This window comes from Coleofasciculus sp. C1-SOL-03 (genome assembly GCF_040220555.1).
Taxonomy (GTDB): domain Bacteria; phylum Cyanobacteriota; class Cyanobacteriia; order Cyanobacteriales; family Coleofasciculaceae; genus Coleofasciculus.
The window spans coordinates 26,354-52,056 of sequence record NZ_JAVJUO010000071.1 but is presented as its reverse complement, the minus strand read 5'-3'; the positions used below and the strand labels follow the sequence as shown (position 1 = coordinate 52,056).

The following is a 25,703-nucleotide window of genomic DNA, read 5'->3' as shown; positions in this document are numbered from 1 at the left end:
AAATCTTGTCTATCTTCCACACTCATGCATCAAGCCCTATTTATGTCCGACTACTTATCTATGAAGTAGGCGTTGAGGCAGTCGTCGATTCCGTTTCCGCACCCGTCGAGAATTTCTGGGTAATCCAAACTGTCAAAATGTGAGACAACAATCCAATCGGTCCAGCAAATAAACAGAGAACCAGAGAATGAACGGTCCACAACCCAGTCCGTTGCCCTTCCCAGTAAATCCACCGCCCCACAAACAAATCCAAGACTAAAAAATGAGTCCATCCGGCGGCGGCGATGATTTCGTCTCCAAAGAAGCGGGCAATATCAGCCAGTTGGGGATTGGATAAGGCTTGGGCAGATTCGGGTGTAAGGCTGTTGGCGAAGAAGTAGATGTACAACCCCGCTAATGGGACAAACGGCAGATAGGATTCCATCACTTTTCGGGTAATCCCCCAGTTAGGAAGCAGAATCATCAGTAACCAGAAGGGTAAAACGAATAGATTTGCGATGGTAAAGAGTAGACTCGGTGTCATAACGTTAAAACAAATGAAGCTTAATAAATAATACGTTATAAACAGGAGAGTGGGTAAATTTATGTTACGATTTTGATCGGCATAAGTGACATATTATTTCGTTTGGAGCCAGCAGAGGAGCAGTCTATGAGTTCTTGGCGCGATCGCTTCAATAAACTGAGTGGCAAAACCCGACTGGTTGTCTGTCGGTTATTTGTGCATTTAAGCGGGACAGAAGTCGCACCGTTATTGGGAGTGCTGAATCGGGCGGCGCGAGATGCGGTGGAATCCGACGGAGACTTAGGCATTCTCGGCGAAGGACTGGTGGATATTTGCCAGAACCTCTTACAGTACAATACCTATTGGCAATCGGCGGCGAATGAAGGGGATGTGTTTTGGGATGAAGGGGAGGCGGGAGATTATGTGAGTGAGTTATTTACTGACTCGGCGCAACGGTATTTGAGTGAGCCTGACTTCAATGGGTGTTCATCGGAGAATGAACCGCTATCTTTGCCCGTCACTCGTAATTTAATTGTGATGATTACTGTGGCGGTTGAAGGGGAAGTGCCGGAATTGGAAACCAATTTGGCAGATATAGAGGCACTAGAAGAGGGTCTCAAAGCGTTAATTAATCTCCATTACCAGGGACGCTTGCGAGCTATCCAAGTTCACTTTTCTCCGGCTCAATTTGGCGATGAATTAACTGATGAACAACTGTTGGTGAATTTTCCAGAACTGATTCCTCTGTAAGGCGGAAATCGGTTCTCTGTTTCTTTTAAGTGGGTGGACAAAATTAAATTTAACGGTTGAGATTAGATTATACATAAAGACGAGTTTTGTTGTTCCGTTATTGGTGGGCAGGGCGGGTTTTGTTGTTCCGTTAGTGGTGACTAGCTGTCTTTAGTCCCTAAACCCGCCCCTACGATTGTCCCTAAACCCGCCCCTACGATTGTCCCTAAACCCGCCCCTACGATTGTCCCTAAACCCGCCCCTACGATTGTCCCTAAACCCGCCTCTACGATTGTCCCTAAACCCGCCTCTACATTCAAAACTCACGCGCCATGCCCTAGAAGGTCGTGAAGGGTTCTGTAGATGCTTCGCTTCGCTCAGCATGACAGATTCTACCTTAGACTGCAACTTGGGATTAACGCTATTGTGGTCGTGTCCTTTCACAAAGTTTAATGTAATTAAGCGCCGCTCTATCGCGCCAATTAATTGCTACAATATGTTCAAATATTCTCAAGGCTACATCAATTTTATTTTGATTAAAATTAACGATTCCTGCTTCAAATGTGGTTTTAGTATTTTCTTTGAATTGGATGATATACTCCGGTTCCGCATCAAAAATTTCAAAGACTGGAACCAAATGTTTTTTGCCTTTAACCTGTACCTGACCGATAAATCGATAGTGATATTGACTTTGATCCTCTAAACAAAACAAAGTATAACCACTAATTAAAATTGATGCCCCGTAGATTTTGGTCAAATCTTCTAAGCGTGATGCTAGGTTAACCGTATCAGAAATGACTGTAGTTTCCATGCGCTGCTGTTCGCCAATGGTTCCTAACATCAAACTGCCTGTATGTAAGCCAATGCCAATGGTAATCGAGGGATACCCTGCTTTTTCGCGATCGCGATTATAGCGTGTCACCTGTTTTTGGATTTCAATCGCCGCTTTTAAGCCATCATCGGCAGTCTGGGGAAACAGTGCCATGATGGCGTCGCCAATGTACTTATCAATAAACCCCTGATGCTGACGGATAATTGGTCCCACTTGTTTTAAATAAGAATTGAGAAAGTTAAAATTCTCCTGGGGAGACATACTTTCTGATAGAGTCGTAAAGTTGCGAATATCCGCAAACATAATCGACATATCCTGCTGCACCTGATCCCCCAAGCGCACATCCAAAATGCTTTCATAGCCCAAAAAGCGGAGGAATTCCTGGGGAACAAAGCGCCCATAGGCTCTATTGATATTCGATAGATGTAGGTGAGTCTTAATCCGGGCAATCAGTTCATGCTTAGAAATCGGTTTAGTTAAATAATCATTCGCGCCCAAACTCAACCCTTCCACTAAATCTGAGACTTGTTCCTTCGCCGTCAACATAATAATTGGCACCTCCGTGGCTGGGAAGCGTTCGCGGATTTTTTGGCAGACTTCGTAGCCTGACATTTTGGGCATCATAATATCCAGAATCACCAGATCCGGTTTAAATCCCTGCTCAAGTTTGGCTAAAGCCTCCATACCACTGGTAGCTTGAACAATGGCATAATTATGTACAGATAAGTGATTCGTCACCACCTGCAAATTAATCGGTTCGTCGTCTACCACTAAAATCGTGAATTCGCCTGTTTTAGACATCAGAGGCAACGGTTCACTGGGAAAAGGATGACTATAGTCCCGTACTTTAGTGATATCCGTCCTGTATTCTGATGAAGATGCAATCGGTTGGGAACTGAGGGGAAGTGTGAAAACAAATTGCGACCCTTGACCCAATTCTGACTCAACTCGAATCCTACCACCGTGAAGTTCAATCAGTTGTTTGGTAATACTTAATCCTAATCCTGTCCCCCTAGAGGGATGGGAAACCGAGGCGTTCAGTTGCTCAAAGGATTTAAAAATATCCTCGAATTTATCCGGGGCAATCCCAATCCCCGTATCCGCCACCGTTATTTCTGCCATATTTTGTTGCTGGGTGGCTGACACGGTAATGGAACCTGATTCGGTAAACTTAATCGCATTTCCCACCAGATTGTACATGATTTGTTGCAACCGATTTTCGTCGCCATCAATACCAGGGAAATCTTTAGGTATCTCATTGTTTAAGTCAAGAGATTTACCCTGAATCAGGGGGCGAGATAGGGTAAGGACTACTTCCGTGATTTGGCGAAAGTCCACTGATTTGCAGTGTAATTTGATATCTTGGTTTTTCAGTTTGGCGAAATCCAAAATATCATTAATTAGACTGTGCAGGCGCTTCCCACTCGAGACAACCATTGCCAGATTCGCGATTTGCAGGGGAGATAGGGAACCCGCCGCCCCATCGATGAGGGATTCAGCAATGCCAATAATGCCATTCAGGGGAGTCCGTAGTTCGTGGGAGGTATTGGCTAAAAACTCATCTTTGAGTTGGTCTAGGCGCTGCAACGCCGCATTTTGTTGTTCTAAGGCTTGGGTAAACTGAATCCGTTCCGCTTCAGCTTGCTTGTGAAGACTGATATCTTGAAACGCCGCGATCGCATAAACAATTTCACCCTGTTCATTATAGATGGGAGTTGCCCAGACTTCCAAGGGAATCACTTGATCCCCGCGATGAATTTCCAGATTATCCACGGTGACTTGTTCCCCCCGTAAGGCTCGCACGATGGGGTTTTTCTCGGTGGGATAGAGTTGATTGGTTCCCGCGACGTAGACTTGATAAACTTGGGATAACTCTTCAACCGTTGTACCCGGTATCATCCCTTTTCCGACAAGTTGTTGCGCCCGTTGGTTTGCATAGTGGGATTGACCCTCAGCATCAATGACAAATAAGCCTACGGGTACAGCTTCTAGAAATTGCGCCAACTGTCTCTCACTTGCCCATAACGCCTCTTGGACGCGCTGGCGCTCAATCACTTCTTGGCGTAGATTTTCTAATAAGTCGGCTTGTGCCTGTTGTGCCAAATACTCCTGCTGTTGCGCGGCTTTGAGCTGTTTTACATGGTTTAGGGTTTTATGGGTGGTAATGTCTAAATCTTGGAAATCAATGGGTTTAGTCAGGAAATCAAAGGCGCCCAGATTCATGGCTTTGCGGATATTTTCCATATCCCCATAGGCAGAAAGAATCACAGCTTTAGTGGTGGGATAATCTTGGGCGAGGTGTGTCAGCAAGGTTAAGCCATCCATTTCGGGCATATTAATATCGGTTAAAACCATATCAATATCCGGTTGGGCGTGCAGTTTTTCCACAGCATCTACACCATTACGGGCAAAAATAAACAGGAGTTCCTGACGCCGAATTTTTTTTCTAAATTTCTGGCGGATTAGGAGTTCTAAATCAGGTTCATCATCGACAACCAGTATTTTTGCTGGCATGGTTTTTGCCTGATAAGGATTGACTGTAGAGACGCGCCATGGCGCGTCTGGGGAGATGGGGGAGATGGGGGAGATGAGTAAGTTAACTCAAAACTCTACCTTACCTATTGCCCATTGCCCATTGCCCATTTCCTGTTCCCTGTTCCCAATTCCCGATTCCCTGTTCCCTGTTCCCTGTTCCCTGTTCCCTGACCAATAACCAATCACTGCTGCTTAAGAATAAGTAAGGTGATATCATCATGAACTTTCTGGTTTCCAATATGCTGCCACACCTGGTCAATAACCGCCTGTTTAATCTCACAGGCTGACTTGTGCCAGTTGGTGCTTAAGACTTGACACAGCCGTTCTAGTCCATATTGCACCCCATTAATATCTTCGGCTTCAGTAATCCCGTCGGTATAAAGGACAACTCCATCACCGGGATACAACTGTACTGTCGCTTCCGCCACAAAGTCGGCAATCGCCTCTGCCAAACCAATCGGGAACCCCAAATCAATCGTATCAATTCGCTCAATCCTACCTTCAGAGCGTAGCACAATCATTTGTTCATGTTGTCCACTCACCGTTAGAGTCCCCTGATGATAGTCAATTAAGGCGAGGCTTAAGGTCTTATCGCAGCGCATTCGGTGCAGGTTGTGGTAAATCGTTTGGTTGAGGGTACTTAAAAAATTAACCGCGTTTGTCTCATTATTGACCAGCAATGTCCGCACCGCTGTTTGTACCATCAGCATCAGGACACCACTGGCTAACCCATGACCCGTGATATCGCCGATGCCAATTTTCACCCTGCCATTGTGTTGCAGTACGTCGTAATAGTCTCCCCCAACTTCATCGGCTGGTTGCATATACCCAGCGATATCTAATCCCTGAATTTGACGCAGTTCTGTCTCTGTGGGTAACAGCATTTGTTGCAGTCGTCGGGTAATATCGAGTTCGGTACTCAGGCGGAGGTTTTCGGCTTCTAAACGCTTGAGATAATTTTCTTGGGCTAATGCCTGTTTAATTTGCTGAACGTGCTGAAGGGTTTTGTAGGTGGTAATTTCTAAGTCTTGAAAATCAATCGGCTTAGTGAGAAAGTCAAATGCCCCCAAGTTCATCGCCGCTCGAATATTGTCCATATCCCCATAAGCGGACAAAATCACAGCTTTAACCATAGGATAATCCGCCGCCAGCTTCATCAGCAACGCTAACCCATCCATGTTGGGCATATTAATATCGGTTAAAACCATATCAATATCAGAGTCAGCCTGTAGCTTTTCCAGGGCGTGCAAACCATTACAGGCAAAACTAAACTGGAGTTCTTGTCGCCGAATCTTTTTTCTAAATTTTTGACGGATTAGGGGTTCTATGTCGGGTTCATCATCGACAACCAGTATTTTGGCTGGCATTGGTTTCTAGTCGGCTAATTTGTTGATAAATTAAAGATTTTTTCTTTGAGTTGGTCAAAGTCAACGGGTTTATGAATATAATCATCGGCTCCGTATTCTTGGGAAAGGCGATAGTTTTCGTCGTCGCCGTAAGCCGTAATCATAAAAACTTTTAAGTTGGGAAATTTTGTTTTGATTGTTTTAAGTAATTCTAAGCCGTTGATCTCCGGCATATTAATATCTGAAAGAATCAAGACAACACAATTTTGTTTTTTACTTTCCATTTCAAGATAGTAGAGGGCTTCCTTGGCTGAGAAAGCAAAGTTAAATTCAATTTTGCCTTGTCTGATCTCTTTTCTAAATCGTTGTCGAAACAACAACAAAACATCTTTTTCATCATCGACTACCATGACTTTCATCATTTTTACCTCTCAATCAATATGGATTAAGATAAGCTGTTCGGCATTAAACCCTTAATCTCAAGAATTGCGAAATTTTTGTCTGTCGTGGGATCATCTTGATCGTGACTAAACATCTTGCTCACGACCTCTACCCACTTTAAATACATAACAGCTTAAAGGCTGAGAGTAAAGGGCAACCTGATTAATTATAGGGTAGTTTGGGTTCGTAGTCAGGGCTTTAGCCCTTCAAGACGCGCCATGGCTAGAATTATCGGGGCAAAATCAGCTTAAACTCAGTATACTCGCCCAATTCAGTGGCTACCTGAATCTCCCCTTGATGCTCTCCCACAATGATATCGTGACTAATGGATAATCCCAACCCTGTTCCTTGACCTGTGGGTTTGGTAGTAAAGAAGGGGTTGAATATTTTATCTCGGATGTCCGCCGGGATGCCATTGCCATTATCTCGGATGCGGATTTCGATTTTATCGCCTAGATTTTTGGTAGTCACGGAGAGTGTGGGAGTAAAGTCTGTGTCAACAGCTTTTTTCTTGTCATGGGCTGCATAACAGGCATTATTGATGACATTGAGGAAGACTCGACTGATATTCTGTGGCACAATATTAATTTGACCAATGGTGGAGTCATAGTGGGTTTCAATGGTGATGTTGAATGAGGAATCTTTGGCACGCATTCCGTGATATGCCAGATTAACATATTCGGCTAGAAGTGTGTTGATATCGGTGAGTTGGCGTTCGTTCCCTTGACTCCGTGAATGCATTAGCATACCACGCACAATATTGTCAGCGCGTTTGCCATGTTCGTTAATTTTTTTAACGTTTTGTCCTAAGTCGCTAAGAATTTCTTCGATGTATTCGGTGCTTTCGGGATCTAATCGTTCTTTTTGACTGTCAAGTTCTTCTAAAAGTTCTTCGGTTAACTCAGCCGATAGTTCGGCGAAGTTATTGACAAAGTTTAAGGGATTTTTAATTTCATGGGCAATCCCGGCGGTTAATGCACCGAGGGAGGCGAGTTTCTCTTGGGCGATAATTTTATCTTGGGTGGCTTTTAGTTTTTTCAAGGTGACGGAGAGTTCCTGGTTTTTGTCTTGGAGTTCCTGGGTTCTTTCATCGACTTTAATTTCCAGGTTACGGCTGTAGGCTTCGAGTTGTTGGTAGAGGCGAGAATTTTCGATGGAGATGGCGGCTTGGGCGGACAGAATGTTTAAGGTTTCGACTCGTTCGGGTGTAAAGGCGTCGGTGGTGAGGTTATTTTCTAAGTAAAGAATACCTGTCAGTTTGCCTTGATTGAGGAGGGGGGTGCAGAGGATGGATTTGGGGTGAGTGGTGACGATATAGGAATCGCGGGTAAATTGTCCTTCATGGGTGGCGTCATTGAGGACAATATTCTCCTTCGTGTGGATGACGTAGTTAATGATAGCGGTTGACAGCAGGGGCAATTGGGTGTCAGGATCAACAGCATCTACAGGACGCGATCGCAAAATATTAACGGCTTCTGAATCGACGATACCTTCGGCTTCAATCACCCATTTCCCTGGCTCAGTCTCTGGCTCAATTTGGGATTGTAAAATCAGAAACCCTTTTTGTGCGCCTGCATTTTCTATAGCAATGTTCATCAGTTTGGCGAGTAACTTATCCAGCAGAATTTCACTGGTGAGGGTTTGCGAGGCTTTCATCACCGTTGACAAATCCAAGGCTTGAGCATCACCCCCCGATGTAGAAATTCGGGTGCTAATCCCTTTACCCTCACTTCGATGGGTTGCACCGACTAAGATTTGCGGATAGTCTGCTTCCAAGGCTTTGACTTTAGCTTTAGCACCCCAGCGCGTGTAGCAATGGTGGGCGTTTTTCAGGTAGAGTTGACCGATCTCCTCTCTACCTAGGGAGAAATAGAACTCCGCCGCACGTTCATAAGCGATGGCTTCTTCGTGGATGAACCCTTGTTCCCTAGCACCACGAATCGCGCGATCGTAACATTCCATTGCGTGGATTTGTTGATCCAAAACTCGCGCTTTTTCCGCTTCCACGAGTTCGTATTTATTGTAATAGTTAGCTGGAGCATATTCAGCCCATTTTTTGAGCTGTGCTTGATTGGATAAAACTTTTTTTAATTTTTCTTGTTGTTTCTGTTCATCAGATTGAAGACAAAGAGCCAAAAGGGTAAGAGAATAGTAGAAATTGTGTTGAGGATAAATCAGATAGGCGGATGAACTTTCGCCATACGGGTCACCCTGTTCTGCTGCTTTAAATGCCTGATTGTACTGATTGAAGCCATAAAATAAAACTGTTTTGGCTAAACAGGTAATAAAAATTAGCCAGTGGTTCTCACTCTGAATCCATTCTTGCAATAGAGTATCATCGTCTTGATGGGAATTGCTGAAAATGGTTCCCCATTTACTTGGGTCTTCTTCTAAGAAACCCAAGCCAATTTTTATCGAGGCTTTGATGTAATAGATAGAATAATCTTGCTTGAGTCGCACAATCAAATCATGATACTCTATGTAGTTAGACTCAAACTCTGCCAAATTGTAACCAGAAAATATGGGAAATAGGCAACAGCTCACGGCATGATAACAAGCAGTTGGTAGGTCACCAACTTCTAGGGCGATGTGAACACCTTCCTGTATTTGTTCAAGTTTTATCGCCCTATACGGCTCTTTCCAATGCCGAACAAATGCGTTATTGTAATGGGTGGTTAGTGCTTTAAGTTCTCGAACATTAAATTTGTCCAACAATCTTAAGGACAATTGACCAAACCGATATCCAGTCTCAATATCTCTCATCGCGCCACACAGAAGCTGAGCATAAAAAATATAGACGCCAGCCGCTAAATGAGGATTGCCATATTCGATACAGAGCTTGACTGATGTTAACGTTATCAGCGGATACAATAGAGGATTGGTAACAATTACAGCATCGGTGACAACGATTAAAATTCTTATGGCTGCAAGTTTATAGGGATCGGTCATCTCTGGTAGATTTATTAAGTCTTCAATCTGTCTATCACCCAACAGTAACTCTATGGATTTCTGTTCATCTTTAATTATTTTGTGACTTGTTTTTTTGGGAAAAAATATGCCAAGCTTTGCCAAGACATCAAGGGCTGTATTTATCTCCGACTGAAACTGAAGTTGAGCATGATAGGATTGAATTTTTAGCTCATATACCTTAACTTGATCGAGAATTGTTTTGGCTTGTTCTAGGACAATATTAGCAATATTTTGCGCGGCTTTGAATTGGGTATTTACGACCTTCGCCTCCACAGTTTCTACATAAAGTTCTAAAGTCAAGTCATAGTGATTTGTCCAGCTATCGGATGCCAGAAGTCCTAGACCCATCTCTAAGTAACTTAGGGCAGGTTCATAAGCCGCCGCCGCCTTTGCTTTCTTTCCAGCTATTAGATTTAATTGCGCTAAATTATTCCGTTCTGCCTGATGACTAATTAATTCAGCACCGATATTCAGTGAATTAACGATATCAAAAATATTTTCTTCTAAATTCTCTGGATTTGTATTTTCCAGTAATAATTTGCCCACTTCTAGGTGAACTTCTTTTTTCTGGGCTTCTGGAATCAATGCATAAGCGGCTTGTTGAACTCGGTCATGCAAAAATTTATAAGCAGTGGAGGATATATCCTGGTCGCGGATAGCCGACAAGTCTTCATCCTCTCTATTCGACTCATGATTGTTTTGCCAAAGCAGAGGAATTTTATAATCCTTACTTAGAGGCACAATCAAGCCTTCCTGAACAGCCGCCCAAAGGTCTTTTGCCGTGTCTGACCATGATTTTTTATGGACAATAGAGAGAACCCCTAAATTAAATTTATTGCCAATGCAGGCGGCTAACTTCAATGTTGTTTGCGTATGATCATCAAACGTTTTAATTTTATCAATCATTAATTCAACAACGTTATCCGTTATTCCCACCCCGCGAATTTGTTCAATATCCCACTGCCAGCACCCCAACGTTGAATTAAACAGAAAGAGTTTTTTATGATGCAGAGACTTAAGTAACTGCGTCAAGAAAAATGGATTGCCGTTGGTTTTATTTGCCAGTATCTCAGCCAGAGGTGTTGACCGTTCCGGCAAGCAGTTAAGGGTGTCGCTAATCAACTGGTTGACATGATCAACCTGTAAAGGAGAAAGGGTAATAGTGCTTGTTTTTGCCCCCATTTTATTGATCTGTTCCCAGGTCACCATCAGCGGATGAGTGGCACTCACTTCATTATCGCGATAGGCACCAATCATCAATAAATATTGGCTATCCGGGTCAGTGATCAGTAACTCAATTAGCTTCAACGATGCTGAATCTGCCCACTGTAAATCATCGAGAAAAATAACCAGGGGGTGTTCTTTCTTCGTAAAAACACCAATAAAATTTTGAAAAACTAAGTTAAAACGGGTTTGGGACTCAGTTGCCCCCAACTGAGGCACTGGCGGTTGTTTGCCAATAATCCGTTCGACTTCAGGAATGACATCAATGATCACTTGACCATTACGCCCTAGGGCATCTAACAACTTCTGCTTCCAAGTTTTTATTTGGGTGTCACTTTCTGTCAAAAGCTGGCGAATTAATTCCTGGAATGCTTGAATTAAGGACGCATAAGGAATATTGCGTTTAAATTGGTCAAACTTACCGGAAATAAAATAGCCTCGCTGTCGGACAATCGGCTTTTGCACTTCATTCACTAACACTGATTTACCGATACCTGAATAACCCGCCACTAAGATCAACTCAGTTGCTCCTTCACTGACTCGATCAAAGGTATCTAAAAGTTGATGAATTTCTGCCTCCCGACCATAGAGTTTTTGTGGGATTTGAAACTTATCGGAAATATCTTGTTGACCGAGAGAAAACTGGGAAATTTCACCGCTAGTGCATAGTTGATGCCAACAATTTTCTAAATCTGCCTTTAGTCCCCAAGCACTTTGATAGCGATCCTCTGCCGTTTTTGCCATCAGTTTCATGACAATATCTGAAACCGCTTTCGGTATTTTCCCTGTACCCCTGTCCAGAAGATCGGGTGGTACAGGTTTCTTAGCAATATGACAATGTACCAATTCCATAGCATCCTTTGTTTCAAAGGGGAGTTGGTGAGTCAGCAGTTCATAGAATGAAACACCCAGGGAATAAAAATCGGTGCGGTAATCAATGGCTCGGTTCATTCTCCCGGTTTGTTCCGGTGAAATATAAGCTAACGTTCCTTCTAAGTGATCAGCATTACGGATTGTGGGGTTCTCCTGTAACAAAACAGTAGAAATACCAAAATCAATAATTTTGAGCTGTCCCGTTTTGGGGTTATAGACGATATTAGATGGGTTAATATCCTTGTGGATGATATTAGCAGCATGAATCGCGCCCAAACTCTCAGCTATCTTAATGGCAATAGTCAAGAATTCGTCCAGGGGAAACTGGCGCTCTCTCGTCAAGAACTTTAAGGAGTCGCCGCCAAAATCCTCCAACAGCATGACGAGACTATTCTGATATCGCAGTAAGTGATAGGCTTTCACCACACCCTCCTGATTCAGAGAACGGGTAATTTCATATTCCTGCTTATATCGGGTCAATTCTTCTGGAGTGGGATAATCGGCTTTAAGAATCTTAAGAATCAGGGGGTGATGATCGCGATCGCGGATAGCTCGATAGACTAAGGAATTTGCACTTTCGTAGAGTTGGGCGCTAATTTGATAACCAGTAAGGGTATTCATCGTGGGAGTTGCAGCAGATGTGTGGTTATAGATGTTATAAAACAAGGTGCGTCAGCAACAGCTTAACGCACCCTCACCTGTAGTTATACAGATTGTCTTATTCTAGTCCGTAAAAACGAACGGGATTATCCCAAAGGATCTGTTTTAGGGTTTTCTGGGATAGTCGCTCCTCCAGCACCAGCATTTTCTCCACAATATCCATCTGATGATCGATATGAGGGTAATCTGTACCAAACAGGAGGTTATCGCCGCCGATAGACTGAATCACCCAATCCAGATAAGGTTCAGAAGGTTCAATCGCGACAAAGCACTGGCGACGAAAATACTCCGATGGCTTCATTTTCACATTATCTTGTACCTCCCAGTACAGATTCTCATATTCTTCATCCAGTCGCCACAGCCAGTAGGGGAGCCAACCACAACCAGACTCCAGAAACCCTACTTTGAGATGGGGATGACGCTCTAACACGCCGCCTTCCATCAGAGCCAACATTGCCATCATCTGTTCCATAGGATGAGAGCAGGCGTGTATACCAAATTCCGTGTTAAATCGATCCACTCCTGTAACCGACAGGCGACTATGAGCCGCCCCATGTAAACCGACAGCGATTCCTAATTGTTCACACTTTGTCCAAAACGGTTCGTAGGCGGGATCACTTAACAGTCGCCCCTTAATTGGGGTAGGGTGCAAGAAGACAGCTTTCCAGCCAAACTCAGCGATGCGTTCCAGTTCTGATACCATGGCTTCAGGAGCATGAAGATTAATCGCTCCCACACCTTGAAGAAGTTGGGGATCATAACTACAAAAATCTCGTAACCAATTATTATAAGCGCGGGTAAATGCGCCAGCCAATTGCGGTTGCATCGTATCAACCCCAAAAACCCACAGTCCAGAGTTTGGGTACACAAACGAGACATCAACCCCCATCTGTTTCATGGCTCGGACATGAGACTCTGAGTCAAAACCATTAAGTACAGCCATTGGATGCATCTCCATCATTTGCTGTGTCGCTTCCCGGCGAAAGTGATCCGATATTTTATTAATAATGGCTTCACCTTTAATTTTCATGTCCGGCGATGGTGCAAAGCTTTTAAATGCTGGTTCCAGGTACTTCGCCCACATATCGGGGGGTTCGGTGATATGAGAATCAACATCAACGATTTGATATCCGTTAAACATAAGCCTCTAAGTTAGGTAATTTGCATTACATCCACATCGGAAACGGGTTAAACTGATGTTCCAGAAGCGGTTCTGGCAACCAACCTAATTGCACAGGAACCTGATCAAGTCGTCCTGAACCTAGACGTTTCCACCAGTGGCGCATTCCCGGAACAATCACCTTGACAACTTTCAAGCCGATATCAATACGAGTTTGATCCAGTACCAACATTTCCATCCCCTGTTGCTCAACGATTTTCTGACAGGTGATGATATCTTCTAGCAGGTCATCATTGCTAACTTGGGGATAATCTGCCCATACTTTTGCTGCAACCCCTTCATCAGGTGCTAAATAAGACTGATTGTTCACTGTCGCCGTTTTCCACCAGTTTATAGCCAGGGGATCAGCCGTCGCCGGATATTGGGTACTGCCATCTGCATTTGCCGATAAAACCCCAGGCAGGATTTGGTTAAGTTCGGTTAAGGCTCTTTGAATTGCCAACTTCGGATCAAAATGAGCGCCGTACCCTAAAACAATATCTTCCACGTCGCTATCGGTACGGCGAGTAATGGCGGCAAAAGCGGGAATACCCAAATCATTGGTAATATCCAGAACCCAGAGTTCACGATTCAGGGTTTGGTAATAGTCCTGAAGCTGTTTAAAATAAGGCTCGCTGAAACTGTCCAAATCAACCTGGGGTCTATTAATCTGGTTGTACCACCACAAGGCAACACAATCCCGCTCCACCAACTCCATAAACCCTTGCAAAATCGCCTCTTCTATCGTATTCCCAGCCGCACAACCATTGGAATCTGCCCAACAATCGGGTTTTTCCGGTTTAGGATAGCCATAATAACAGTAAGCCGTGGGCAGATATTTAAACCCTTGATTGGTTAATGACCAAACTGGAGTCCATTCTATTTCTCGTTCCTCGTCAAAGGGTTCTGGAACCCTTTGAAACCAACCTGAACAGTGCTGATTCCATTCCTGGCGGTTGTCGTATTGCTGTTGGCTAAAATTCATACAGGCATTGGGATGAATCGCTTTATCCCCCAGTTTTTGGTAACTGGATGTTTGCCGGATTTCGTCTCCTTGAAAGACACCAGAATACCGTTCAATCGCTTCGCCAAACGCACTTGCCTGGGCTTGGATATCGGTTCGACCTTTCCCCGCACTTCTACCTCCAATATTTTGGCGTAAGGCGTTCAAGTCATCAAACATTGTGGCAAAATGATGCCGCGCCAAATACGTATGGGTCAAACCCTCTGACCCTTGGTAGAGTTTACGGAGTTCTCGTACTACTCCTGTCAGGGGACTAATCTGATGTTGATGGTTTCTCAGGGTTTCTTCGGGAGAAAAACAACGATGTCCACCGTCTGTGGTGAATGTTTTTTTGCGGTGTCCCAGGACAATGGGCAAGGGTTTACTCTTAAACTGATTTAAGATGACACCACAACTGGGACATTGGGGACGCTTAACGAGGATATGATTTTGGGTTTCTAGAGAGAGAGGATCATGGGTGACTAATACGCCTTCTAATCGTTTATTCTCTCCCTGGACAATCCATTTAAACAGTTCAGTGGCTGCCATTCCCAACCCAGTTTGTAAGGTAGCGGGAAGAGAACCAAGTGGGGGGATTAAGCGATGAGAAATATCGTTGTGTCTTCGGATAAATTCAGCAACGGGTCTATTCCCTCGCAATCGTTGCGCTAAACAGTCCCAGCATCCAGTTTTTCCCGGATAAAATATAGGACCGACCCAAAGGATTGTTCCTACTGGTTTGACTAGCATCCAAGGGCGCGATCGCTCTAAGGCTTTTTGATTGAAACTCTCTAGATCTTCTTGCAGATAGTCATTGGTTAAAATGACTTCGATATCGCCGTCTTCAGCGACTTTGATATCTAGGGATTCCAGAGAAGAAATGAATTCCGATGTAGGCAGATTATCCCCAAAGCTTTTTACCGCTACTTTCGTCGTTTGTAAGCGACGGTAGGCTGCTGTGGGATCGATATGCAAATGTTCGCAGAAGATCGTAAAATCAGACGGCAGGGACTGCTCATTGTCTACAATGTAACCCTTCTCAGCCATCTGCATCAAGACATAGCGACTTTTGACGCTGGCATTGAGAGTATCTTGAAAAAAGGTTGCCGCTTCTGCTAAAGATTCTTCCTCTGGTAATAGCTGGAGTTGAATTTTCTCAATAATATCCTCGGTCGTATGATTTCCATCTAGCCAAGGTGTTAGCTGTTGAATGAGGTTGTCGTGAAGCCAAAAAGAACCTCTTTCTGATAAAAAAAATACAGTTTCTTTCTCGCCGTTTTTAACTAAATAATGAGCTTTAAACTTCGGCTTTTTTAACATATTTTTGTTCGATTTAAGCCAATTATGTTTTCTCCACAAATTCCTTAAATTTAGACTTCGTAAAGAGGTAGAGTGCCACCTCTTTACAGACTCCTTCCGTTAATTAGATTCAACCAAGTTATGCTCTAGCAACATGTTGGTGGGATATAAGGATAAGGAGGAAACACGGTATAGGTTTTACCGTCATGTTCGCCGATTAGCAGGTTGCCCTGTTGGTCTGTAACATCTTGCGCCACCCAATCTTCTAGTTGTTCTAAAGTAACTGTTGATTCCCCTAACGCAGGTCGTGGCGGATAGGGGATAACGATATTAAAGTATTTCTCTTGATTGAAATAGGGTTGTTTTATATCATCAAGTGAACCTTCCCAAGTTTTCCAGTCTATAAAGAAGCTATACACTTGAGTTAATTCATACTCATCAAATATCGGTAACTCATAGTCATTAAAAATCGAAAGCAGGAGTTTGCCGAACTCTCCCGTTCCGTCATCGCCTAACAACTGTTTTAATTTACCGTCAGCCGAGCCATCCTCTCCTCGAGGATCAATAAAAATGTTCTTGAGTTGTAGCGCTATCTCATCTCCCATCCATGAGCGGGCAACGAGTTGGGAGAGTTGTTTGCCTTGTTTCATCAATTGATGAACAAACTGTTCGCTCGGATGAGAGGTAACTTCTTTTTTTTCTGTCTTTACTTGTTGCCAATTTTCCAGAAAACCCTTGGTTATTTTCATTTGTTATCTCCGTTATTATTTTGCCTTATGTTACCTTGATCAATGGGTAGAATTTGTTAACGAATTAGTCCTAGCCCGGATGATATCGCTAGGATTAAATTTTTGTCAAGGTAAAAATGTATAATCTTGAACCTTTAGTTTTAAGAATTGTTACATCATCAGCAAATGCTCTAAAACTTACGCTTTGACCGAAAACCTGCGATCGCCTCTGACATTTTTGTTTCAAAACCCTTGTTGGGTGGTCTGTTGATCAATATAATACTGGAGTTTATCCCGTAGCCGTTGCGCTGCTTGGTAAACATGCGATCGCCCCGTCGAACCTGACTTAACCTCTATCTCTGGTTGCTCACAAGGTTGAAGATAATAGCGCAGTCGGGTTTTCATCGCCCAAACCCCCATGGATGGGAACAGAACAAAGACAATCATCAAGGGCGATACCGGAAAAAACGGCAGCTTCACTCCTTTTGCCAATAGTTTCACATTCCACGCCCAGGGATGCAAGAATTCACTACCCAGACACACGACGGGTAAAATTGGCATCCGGTAGCGATCGCTCAACTGAATAAAGCTAGGATGAAAGGTTTGCAGTTGATAGCGGTTTGACCAACCTTTCCCAGGACCGCGCACACCTTCGGGAGCATAGAGTAAAATCGTTTTGTGCGTCACAGCATCCTCAAAGTCATCCCGTTGCGCCTGTACCCCCCCTAACGCTTTTGACCATGCAGGCGGTAACCACCAAATCATCCAAGGATGCTCAAATAAAACCACATTGGCTAAGGGTTGCACCACCCATCCTTGGGTTTTTCTCAATAAATATCCTAACCCCAAAAAGTCCCAGGGAAAACACATTCCTGCATGGTTCATCGCCACAATCAAGGACTGACTTGGCGGTAGATTCTCCTGTAGGTGTAATTCAGCCCGAAAATAATGGGTGATGATGGGGTCGAGAATTTCATCGCAGAATGCTTGTTGATAATTGGGATAAAATTCTTTGGCGTCTGGGTGAGGTGAACGACAACCCAAACGCAACCACCGAATGAGTAACGCTAAATAAAATCCGCCAGGAATTAGAAATAATCCATACTCCAGCCAACTCCACCCCTGGGGATCATCATGATAATGTTGCCAATGACGGTTGAACAAAATCAGCCAACCTGGAGGATACCAGAGGCAAAACCAATCAAACCAGCTAAATTGATAGGGACAAATCGAGGACTTTGACATAGATTTCCCTGGTGAGTTGGAATGCATAGCAGAAGCGTCTCATATCATGTCCGACCAAACCCCTTCTGCCCTGGAGCCTCCTGCCTTCTGCCTTGTCTGTACCGATAGTGTAATTATTCCACCGGAGATGATATCAGGAAACTCCCAATGGGGTATTGATGAACAATTTAATCATTCCTACTAAAGCCCCGATCAGCAGAACGAGAACCGATAGAGAATTAATTCCAAAACCAATACCGCGTTTCTCCGCCGCTGTATAATACCCCCAAGCATAAACAATTCGCCCAATCACCCAAACCGCACCAATTCCCGCCCCCCAAATGGGACTCACAAACAGGGAAAATAACCACAAACTGGGTAAAAATAACAGCAATTGTTCTGACGTATTTTGTTGTACGCGAAACACACGCTCAAAATTTTCCTCTCCTGAAATTTGAGGGGCAGGTACGTTATATTTTGCCCTGGCTCGACCCACATTGATTGTGAGAACTAAGTAAACCAAGAGAGTGGCAACGGTGGCTAAAGCGGGAAAAATTAGCGGTTTCAGTTCAATCATATCTTACTCCTAAGTAGTCAGACTTTCATTACAGTTAACAGTTGAGATTAGGGAACAGGAAGGAACAGTAACGAATGTCCTAACCTGGCTTAGTACTGCTATATAAACCGTTCAAAGTTTATTCATTGTTAAGTATTACTGATTTGTGCGATAAAATCAACCGCTCCTTTCGGGGATAACAGTTTGCAGTAGTGTTTATAGCTCAACGCCTCGAACAATAAGTTACCTGTTCTTAAATAAGGAGTCTCTAAGATATAGGATTGATTATTACGTTTTTGCCAAACGAGTTCAGCACGAGACCAGGTTAATCCAGTTAACTTCTGACTTTCCCGATAATCTATCGTAACATCGGCAGTTTGATAGGCAGTTTTGAGGCGATCATCGACATAATTATATGCCCAGCTTAACGCCAATTCGTTCATTGTCGAGTTCGATTGATGCTCCCCTAGAGAGCGAAACCCTAAATTAGCCGCATCAATGGGATGAGCGGTATTGATTTTGCACCAAACCTGTTCGTAATCAGCATTAACCTCATTCACAGAAGGAAAATAGGTGCTGGTGTAGATTGTGCCATTTTCCACCGTTGGCTTACTTTCCAGAAACTTGTCCAAACGGGTATAGATAGTATTGACGACATTATTTGAATTAATCGCGTCGTGAGGATAATTTTCGATTATCCGTTGAGCGTAGATACACCAGTTGGTTCTAGCTTCTTCAAGAGTAGATGCTTCAATTTTATGCATAGAAGTTACGCCAATACTGCTTGGATAAAACTGATCTCTCCTAGCCCCTCTTTTAGATCCCCCTTCCGTCCCCCTTTTAGATCCCCCTTCCGTCCCCCTTTTAGATCCCCCTTCCGTCCCCCTTCAAAAGGGGGAGACCAGAGGATGCTTCGCTTCTGTTGCACGGGGGAGACCAAAGGACAAATGACAAAGGACAAATGACAACTATAACCAATTCCCCACCAACACAAACGGCGCCCAGTATACCGGATTCTGATACTTTTTTTCCTTTAATAAAGAAACTTGAACGCGGCGCAGGGCTTCGGCTTTTGTCAAGGTTTTGTCGGTTAATTCTTGATAAAAACGAATCATTAAATCAGCCGTAGCCGCATCATTAACAAACCATAGCGTCGCCAAGGTACTACGCGCCCCCGCCCTCACCGCGACACCTGCTAATCCTAACGCCGCCCGTTTATCCCCTGTTGCAGTTTGGCAAGCACTGAGTACCAATAACTCAATGGGTTGGCGATCGCCTCCGGCTCGGGTTTGCAATAAGGTGTTCAGTTGATTGATGTTGAGGCGATTATCCCAGGTGAGAATAAAGGTATCTTCCAGTTTAGAACTAAACTGACCATGGGTGGCGAGGTGAACCACAGGAAACGGTACGGAATCAATTGCCTGTTCAATGGCGGTTGTGGTAAACTCCTGATTCAGTAGCAGTTGACCCGACACTTGAGCTTTAATTTGCTGTAATTCGGCTTCCACAAAGGGTAAAGCGGGTAACCCTTGGCGCGATTCAGAAAGTCCGCCGGTAAATGCAGAAATGTCGCCTCTTGTCAAGGGTTTGGGGTCTAAAAGTTGCAGTCCTGGGGTATAGGCGATCGCATATTTTTCAATCAGAAACTGGTTTCCATCGTGGAGAACCGCCATGGGTAAATTTAGCAGGGGACTATCTAGGACAAATACCAAGGTTTTCGCGCCACTGGCGGCTAAGTCTGACTCAATCGGGCGAATTAACCAATCATAAAGCTGTTGGGCTAGGGGTAAGTATTCCTCAGATGTCGCCCGACGATTCCCCTCCTTTACCAAAATTTGCGCCCGAAAAATGTTTTGTAAGGATTCAGGGATAGTAATTAGCTGTCCGCGATTGGGTTCTACACTTAGGGGAGAAATAGCGGTTCGCAGTTGGCTAAATAGATTGGAGTCTTTCCCTTGAGGTAGTTTTGTCCCGAAATGACGCAGGGGCGCATCGGGTAAGGATACTACCACATCCAAGCGATCGCCTAATACAATTGGGTAAATTACCGCTGCATTTTGATCCACCTCATCAATCACAATCCGGTTCGCATTTAAACAATCTTCCCGGAAGAAATTAACGAGTTCGGCTTGTTGCAGCGATTCTATCACATCGCGGGCTTGGGCTAAATCCTGTTGATCCGGATTATCAGTGGGTGAGGATAATAATAACCGCACCAATTCTCGGTAAATCGGTTCCACGCGATCGCGAAACGAGAATTGCACCTGAGAATTAATACTCACCAAATCTCGACGTAACGATTCCAGGGTATTCACGGCTGCATTATACGCCGCGATCGCACCGTCTCGTTCTCCCTGTGCTTTCAGCAGTCGTCCTAATTGCCATTGCCAATTATAGGCGATATCGGGGGCGTTAATTGACTGGGCGATAACTAACGCTTGTTCGGTTAACTCCTGGGCGTCGTTCCATTGTTGCGTTTGTTCATAAAGCGCTCCTAATTCACCCAGGGCGAGGGATTGGCTGCGGTTGTCGCCAAGCTGTTTGGCTTGTTCTGCTGCTATCACCAAAGACTGGGCAATATCGGATGGTTTAGCATAGTTCTGAGAGTGAAGTTTCCTCAGCGAACTTGCTAGATTAATTCGCGCTTCTATAGCAGTACGAGAGGCGGGGAGTTGACGAATTTGCTCCTGCAACGATTGAATAAAGTTTGGCTCAACAGAGAGACTTGGTGTAGCAACGATAAGACTCAGTTGATTAAGTTGCGCTTGAAGCCGCGTTGAGGAGTCTCCGGGACTACTATCCACCGCTTGTTGATAATAATTGAGCGCCGCTTCAATTTGTCCTTGCGATCGCGCCGTATTTCCTAATCCCAGAAAAGCTGCACTAATCTGTTGGGGGGATTGAATCGCTTGAGCCACCTGTAAACTTTGGCTTAATCGGTTTTGCGCGTCATCCATTGTCCCGACTAAGCGCAGCACATTCCCTAACCGTCTCAACCCAATCGCCTTTAGCGTCGAATCGGGTTGGTGTTGTAATCGGGGTTCAATGTCTTGCAAACTATCCACAGCACGGCGATACATTCCCGCCATTTGTAACGCTTGAGCTTGATTAATTTGACTGTGCAACACACCGACTTCATCCTCGGCTTTAGTATAACGGGCGATCGCTGTGGTAAAACTGTCTAAAGCAGCGTCTAGATTCCCTTGTGCCAGATACAATTGTCCTTGAACATTATAGGCGGCTCCTTGTAATGTCCAGGCGTCAGAGGTTTGGGCATTTTTGAGTAGGTGTAAGCTGGTGGTAATCGTATCCTGAGCATCTTGCCACTGTCCTAATTGTTGATAGGCTAAGGCTAAATTTGTCAATGTCATGGCTTGCCGCAAGGTATTTCCCTGGGATTGGAACCCATCGGCGGCTTGTTGTAACAGGTTGACAGCTTCTGTATACTGTCCCGCGTCGTAGTGGGTTTTTCCCTGTTGTACCAGAGTTGGGGGAGAAATAGCGTTGTGCGGGGTTGGCGGGAGAGTCGCCTGAGTAGCCGGGAGGTGAGTTAGGGTGGTGACACAGAAGGTTAAGACAGCCAGGAGAAGGTAAATGCGGCTGATTTGGCGTTTAATCCGTTGTCGAAGTATGATGAACATCTTCCCCATTTCATAAAAGTCCCTCCGCTGCGGGAAACCCCGTGTCCCTTCGCTTCGCTCGAGGGCAAGCTTTAGACCGGGGAGGAACGCACGGTAGCGGCTTTAGCCGCCTGCTGTCCCTAGGTATGATGTGGGTCGTTAATATACCTTTGAATGGTTGCTGCACGCTCCGTTACCTGCGGTTGAGAAAAAGTAGCTGTTTGTCCACAAAGAGGGGAGTTTCTTGAGTTCAGGAAACTCCTTTCTAAGATAGTTGGCACTTCGTCCTTTAAAAGCTCTCGCCACCTGATATATTGCATCTGTCGGATGGATCTCAACAAACAGATGAATAGGGTCTGGCGCAACTTCAATATCTCAAAAATTCTATCACGAATTTTGCCTACCAGCACTTTTTTGCGTCGTTTAGGTAGCCAGACCAAATGGACTACACATAAACCGATAGCATGATTATGAGTAGTCGGACTCGCATAAAACGGTACTGTATTAAGTGCAAGTAAATCGCCCTCAAACCCTTACTGTTCCCTGTTCCCTGTTCCCTGTTCCCTGTTCCCTAATCTAAACTGAAGATTACAAAAAAACAAGCAGATGCTTTAGGAATAGAAGCCTATACACGCCATAGTCCTTTGCTAGAAAAATGCTGTCTTCTTTTTTGAGGTAAGCGTAACGGCTTGAGATAATCCCGAATTTTCGCCTTAATTGAAGCCGCCGCCGATCGCGTAAACGTGACCACGACTAATTGTCGTTTACCATGAAGTTGATAGCGTGTGATCGCAATAGCCGCCGCGACAGCCATTCCCGTAGACTTCCCCGCACCTGGTACCGCCGACACCGCCAGAGAACTCCCCTGCCAATCTGCCATCGGTTGTTGTCCCTGACGTAAGCTATTCCGCAGGCGCTGCAATTCCTGTTTCCTGAAGGCAGTTAGGGACAGTTGTAAGGTGTTTTGAGTCGTGTTGGGATGATCTGGCATTGTTTAGGGGAAAAGTGATAAGTACTGAATGTTTTTAAATGACATAAGAGCGTTAGTCTACAGTCTAGTAATTTAGAGGAGACAGATGAAATGACCTTTGCCGAATCCCGCAGTGACACCGTTCCAGTTGAGCTTCCCAATGGGGCGATCGCTTTCTTTGAGGTGACAACGACGGGGCGAGAAGATGTCAGCTTTGACTCCAAGCAGTTTTAGCCTGTCGCTGATGCGATCGAGGGGGTGATGCCGATGATAGCCACGCCCCTGCAAAAAGTCAAACCCAAGAAGGCGACGGTAAAATTTGGCATGGAAATGGCGATCGAGGCTGGGCAATTAACGGCGGTGATTGTCAAAGGGTCTGGGAAAGCGAATCTGGAAATCACGTTGGAATGGGAAGCTCAATCTAAACCTTAAACGATGAGTCCGCTAGAGGATCTGCTAGAACAATGTACAGTGAAGCTCTCCATTCGCGGTCAAATGGGTTGGGGTACAGGCTTTTTTGTGGCTCCAGAATTGATTCTCACCTGCGCTCATGTGGTAAGAGCGAAGGGTAAACCTGTTCAAGTACGGTGGCAAAAGCAGGAGAATTGGTCAGAGGCGGTGGTAGAGGACTTACTCCCTGACCCTTATGATTTAGCGCTGTTGCGGGTGATGCTTCCTACTGATGCCAATCCGCCTTGTGTGTATTTGGATGAGGCGATTCAATCCCGTGATCCGCTCTATCTGTTTGGCTATCCTGATCAAGATTTTCCCAATGGCTGTCCGGTGACATTGAACTGTGAAGGGTTAACCGGGGATGAACCAGAGTTAATTAAGTTGGCTTTGGGACAGGTGCGACCAGGGATGAGTGGCGCACCCTTGCTGAATCAGCGAACGGGTAAGGTCTGTGGGATGGTCAAGTTTACCCGCGATCGCTCTTTCGATTTAGGGGGTGGAGCCGTACCAACTGCTGCGATTCTAGAGCAGTTTCCCCAACTGCGAGAGTTTCAGCAGCAGTTTCATCAACGCGATCGCCGCTGGCGGGATTTAGTTCTAAAGCAAACTGAAATCGATTTTCAGTCCTATTTGACTGCGAGTACGACCCGATATAAGCAGTGGTGGCAGCTTTACACGTTGACCGATGCCGAAGGCAAACAACGCAGCCAAAGTGAGGTGAAATTACTGAATTTTGTAAAAACTGAAATTGCTAGTAGATTAGCTCAGTCTCTTCATAAGCAAGTTTATCTAGAAATCAATAAGACTTTTGATTTAAATCAGGTTACTCCACCTTGGAAAGTAGACATAAAGGTGGGTAATAAACCAACTAAAAGGTGTCCTGACGATACACATATTATTGAAGTTTTTGACAAACCCGATATTTCTGGACGACTTCTAATACTAGGGGCACCAGGTTCAGGTAAAACAACTATGTTGCTGCAACTCGCAGAAGTATTGGTTCGGCGCTGTATAACCAACGTGGTCTTACCAGTCCCAGTCTTACTCAATTTGTCAACATGGAATCAGAAATTTGTAGATATTTCGACATGGATTTTATCTGACCTTAAACTCAAATATGGAGTGCGAGAAGATATTGCAAAAAACTGGATAAAAGAAGAACGAATATTGCCTCTATTAGATGGATTGGATGAGCTAATATCTGAGCGTCAAGAGACGTGTATTGAGGCAATAAATGATTTTTTAAACAACTGGAGCAGCACTCCAATAGTCGTCTGTTCACGGTCAGAAGAATATCAAATATGTGAAACAAATTTGGCATTGAATGGTGCGGCGATTTTACAGCCATTGACAGACAATCAAATTTCTCAATATTTGTTAATGGTAAAGTGTGAGTGGCTGTGGAATTTAGTACAAAATGATAAAAAATTAATAGCAAAAGATGGATTATTGAGAACTCCATTGATGTTAACTATCTTGGTAATTTCTAGTAGAAAAATACAACCACAAATATGGAAAAACGAACAAAACTTAACGATTAGGCGAAAGATTTGGGTAGAAGCATTTATTGCGGACTGTCTAAGTAGGCAATGTAGAAAATCGATTGACTTATCACCTAAAAAAAATTCGCGTTTAACTACTGAGCAAGAAGAAAGGATAAAACACTGGCTTGGTTGCTTGGCAAGAATATTAATATCATCACAAAAAACAGAGTTTTTTATCGAGGAATTACAACCTCGGCTGCTTTCAAACAGGTTCCAGCTAGTAATATATGGACTAATTGGAGGAATGGTAGGCGGCACATTTGGGAGCCTTGTAGGATTCATATTTTTGGGTTTAATATTTGACATAAAATTTGGTGCAGCGTTTGGATTTTCTGCTGCTATGGTTGCTGGTTTATTCTACGCAAATTTCGGTGAAGATACAATTTCACCTTCTAATTCTATAATTTTATCCATTAAAGCATTTCATATAAAAAGATTATCCAATAATTTTCTGAATGGAATTCGCTTTGGGGTATTTTATGGCGTAATATTTGGAATAATATATCTAATAACTAAGAGCGATATAAAAAATGGCTGTTTGCTATCTTTAATATACTGCTTGTTTTACGGCATAATCTATACCATTTCCAAATCGGTTACTTATGCAGAAGTAGATGTCAGAAAGCATGACAATCAAGGAATTCGCCGTTCACTATCAAACTCTCTAATTTTATGTCTGTTAAGTATACCTGTCGGAATACTTATGGCACTTTCTATTAAATATTTTAAGATTGTTGAATTAAATACATGGGAAATATTAATAGTAGGTTGTGGCTGTGGATATTTTGGCTTAGATTCGGGTGGCTTTAGTGCTACCTGTAAACATATTTCCCTAAGAATTTCTTTATATCTTTTTGGTTACAGTCCATTAAATTACAGTAAATTTCTGCGCTACTGCACCGAACAGGGTTTGTTACAGCGCGTTGGGGGTGGATACAGATTTGTACACTCACTTTTACGCGAACACTTTGCTACATACTACGATAGTAGTCCTAAATAGGGTTGCTATATAAAACCCTAAAATAATGAAATTTT

The 25,703-nt window shown here is 44.0% G+C and carries 18 protein-coding genes and 2 pseudogenes; 5 read left to right on the top strand and 15 right to left on the bottom strand.

All coding sequences use genetic code 11. The features are described 5' to 3' along the window. Positions 1-58: 58 nt before the first annotated feature. Positions 59-523 (bottom strand): ABA4-like family protein, encoded by a 465-nt coding sequence (locus RIE73_RS11555; protein ID WP_446401300.1) that lies wholly within the window; start codon positions 521-523, stop codon positions 59-61. Between the two features lie 126 nt (positions 524-649). Between RIE73_RS11555 and RIE73_RS11550 the strand changes: the two genes are divergently transcribed. Continuing rightward, entirely contained in the window at positions 650-1,252 is a 603-nt protein-coding gene (locus tag RIE73_RS11550; RefSeq protein ID WP_446401299.1) for a DUF1517 domain-containing protein, read from the top strand. A 140-nt stretch (positions 1,253-1,392) separates the two neighbouring features. Here RIE73_RS11550 and RIE73_RS11545 read toward each other — a convergent pair whose 3' ends face one another. Together RIE73_RS11545 and RIE73_RS11540 are read right to left on the bottom strand one after the other, a co-directional pair. Beyond that, positions 1,393-1,551 carry a hypothetical protein gene (locus RIE73_RS11545; RefSeq protein WP_446401298.1) on the bottom strand — a complete coding sequence of 53 codons (159 nt, stop codon included), beginning with the start codon at positions 1,549-1,551 and terminating at the stop codon, positions 1,393-1,395. 101 nt (positions 1,552-1,652) lie between these two features. Next, complete coding sequence (locus RIE73_RS11540; RefSeq protein WP_446401297.1) at positions 1,653-4,577, bottom strand: response regulator; 2,925 nt, start codon at positions 4,575-4,577, stop codon at positions 1,653-1,655. A 73-nt stretch (positions 4,578-4,650) separates the two neighbouring features. Here RIE73_RS11540 and RIE73_RS11535 point away from each other — a divergent pair, with 73 nt between their 5' ends. Further along, positions 4,651-4,776, top strand: a complete 126-nt coding sequence (locus tag RIE73_RS11535) for a hypothetical protein (protein ID WP_446395200.1) — start codon at positions 4,651-4,653, stop codon at positions 4,774-4,776. A gap of 4 nt (positions 4,777-4,780) precedes the next feature. On the opposite strand, the gene RIE73_RS11530 is transcribed toward RIE73_RS11535, so the two are convergent. From RIE73_RS11530 to RIE73_RS11475, 12 genes and pseudogenes are all read right to left on the bottom strand, one after another. Beyond that, positions 4,781-5,965 (bottom strand): PP2C family protein-serine/threonine phosphatase, encoded by a 1,185-nt coding sequence (locus RIE73_RS11530; RefSeq protein WP_446401296.1) that lies wholly within the window; start codon positions 5,963-5,965, stop codon positions 4,781-4,783. A gap of 14 nt (positions 5,966-5,979) precedes the next feature. Continuing rightward, positions 5,980-6,363, bottom strand: coding sequence for a response regulator (locus tag RIE73_RS11525; RefSeq protein ID WP_446381869.1), 384 nt, complete (start codon positions 6,361-6,363; stop codon positions 5,980-5,982). 250 nt (positions 6,364-6,613) lie between these two features. Further along, entirely contained in the window at positions 6,614-12,073 is a 5,460-nt protein-coding gene (locus tag RIE73_RS11520; protein ID WP_446401295.1) for a trifunctional serine/threonine-protein kinase/ATP-binding protein/sensor histidine kinase, read from the bottom strand. Positions 12,074-12,170: 97 nt separating this feature from the next. After that, on the bottom strand, positions 12,171-13,253 hold the full coding sequence (locus tag RIE73_RS11515; protein ID WP_446401294.1) for an amidohydrolase family protein: 1,083 nt from the start codon (positions 13,251-13,253) through the stop codon (positions 12,171-12,173). Between the two features lie 25 nt (positions 13,254-13,278). Then, positions 13,279-15,594, bottom strand: a complete 2,316-nt coding sequence (locus tag RIE73_RS11510) for a TOMM precursor leader peptide-binding protein (RefSeq protein ID WP_446401293.1) — start codon at positions 15,592-15,594, stop codon at positions 13,279-13,281. 125 nt (positions 15,595-15,719) lie between these two features. Then, a complete protein-coding gene (locus tag RIE73_RS11505) occupies positions 15,720-16,322 on the bottom strand; it encodes a hypothetical protein (protein WP_446401292.1) in 603 nt (200 codons plus the stop codon). A gap of 222 nt (positions 16,323-16,544) precedes the next feature. Beyond that, positions 16,545-17,546: a 1-acyl-sn-glycerol-3-phosphate acyltransferase gene (locus tag RIE73_RS11500; protein WP_446401291.1), complete on the bottom strand. Its 1,002-nt coding sequence runs from the start codon at positions 17,544-17,546 to the stop codon at positions 16,545-16,547. 133 nt (positions 17,547-17,679) lie between these two features. Next, positions 17,680-18,102 (bottom strand): MAPEG family protein, encoded by a 423-nt coding sequence (locus RIE73_RS11495; RefSeq protein ID WP_446401290.1) that lies wholly within the window; start codon positions 18,100-18,102, stop codon positions 17,680-17,682. Positions 18,103-18,230: 128 nt separating this feature from the next. Beyond that, a complete protein-coding gene (locus RIE73_RS11490) occupies positions 18,231-18,845 on the bottom strand; it encodes a hypothetical protein (RefSeq protein WP_446401289.1) in 615 nt (204 codons plus the stop codon). Between the two features lie 204 nt (positions 18,846-19,049). Next, complete coding sequence (locus RIE73_RS11485) at positions 19,050-21,722, bottom strand: CHAT domain-containing protein (RefSeq protein WP_446401288.1); 2,673 nt, start codon at positions 21,720-21,722, stop codon at positions 19,050-19,052. Between the two features lie 119 nt (positions 21,723-21,841). Beyond that, a pseudogene (gene tnpA / locus RIE73_RS11480) lies at positions 21,842-22,162 on the bottom strand (IS200/IS605 family transposase). Positions 22,163-22,371: 209 nt separating this feature from the next. Next, positions 22,372-22,692, bottom strand: a pseudogene (locus RIE73_RS11475) (UvrD-helicase domain-containing protein); the annotation flags it as partial. Positions 22,693-22,782: 90 nt separating this feature from the next. On the opposite strand from RIE73_RS11475, the gene RIE73_RS11470 reads away from it, so the two are divergent. From RIE73_RS11470 to RIE73_RS11460, 3 genes are read left to right on the top strand one after another with little or no spacing between them, the layout of a single operon-like run. Next, positions 22,783-22,905: a hypothetical protein gene (locus tag RIE73_RS11470; protein ID WP_446401287.1), complete on the top strand. Its 123-nt coding sequence runs from the start codon at positions 22,783-22,785 to the stop codon at positions 22,903-22,905. 15 nt (positions 22,906-22,920) lie between these two features. Next, positions 22,921-23,103: a CU044_2847 family protein gene (locus tag RIE73_RS11465; protein ID WP_446401355.1), complete on the top strand. Its 183-nt coding sequence runs from the start codon at positions 22,921-22,923 to the stop codon at positions 23,101-23,103. A 39-nt stretch (positions 23,104-23,142) separates the two neighbouring features. Continuing rightward, entirely contained in the window at positions 23,143-25,668 is a 2,526-nt protein-coding gene (locus tag RIE73_RS11460) for a trypsin-like peptidase domain-containing protein (RefSeq protein ID WP_446401286.1), read from the top strand. The last annotated feature ends 35 nt before the right edge of the window (positions 25,669-25,703 follow it).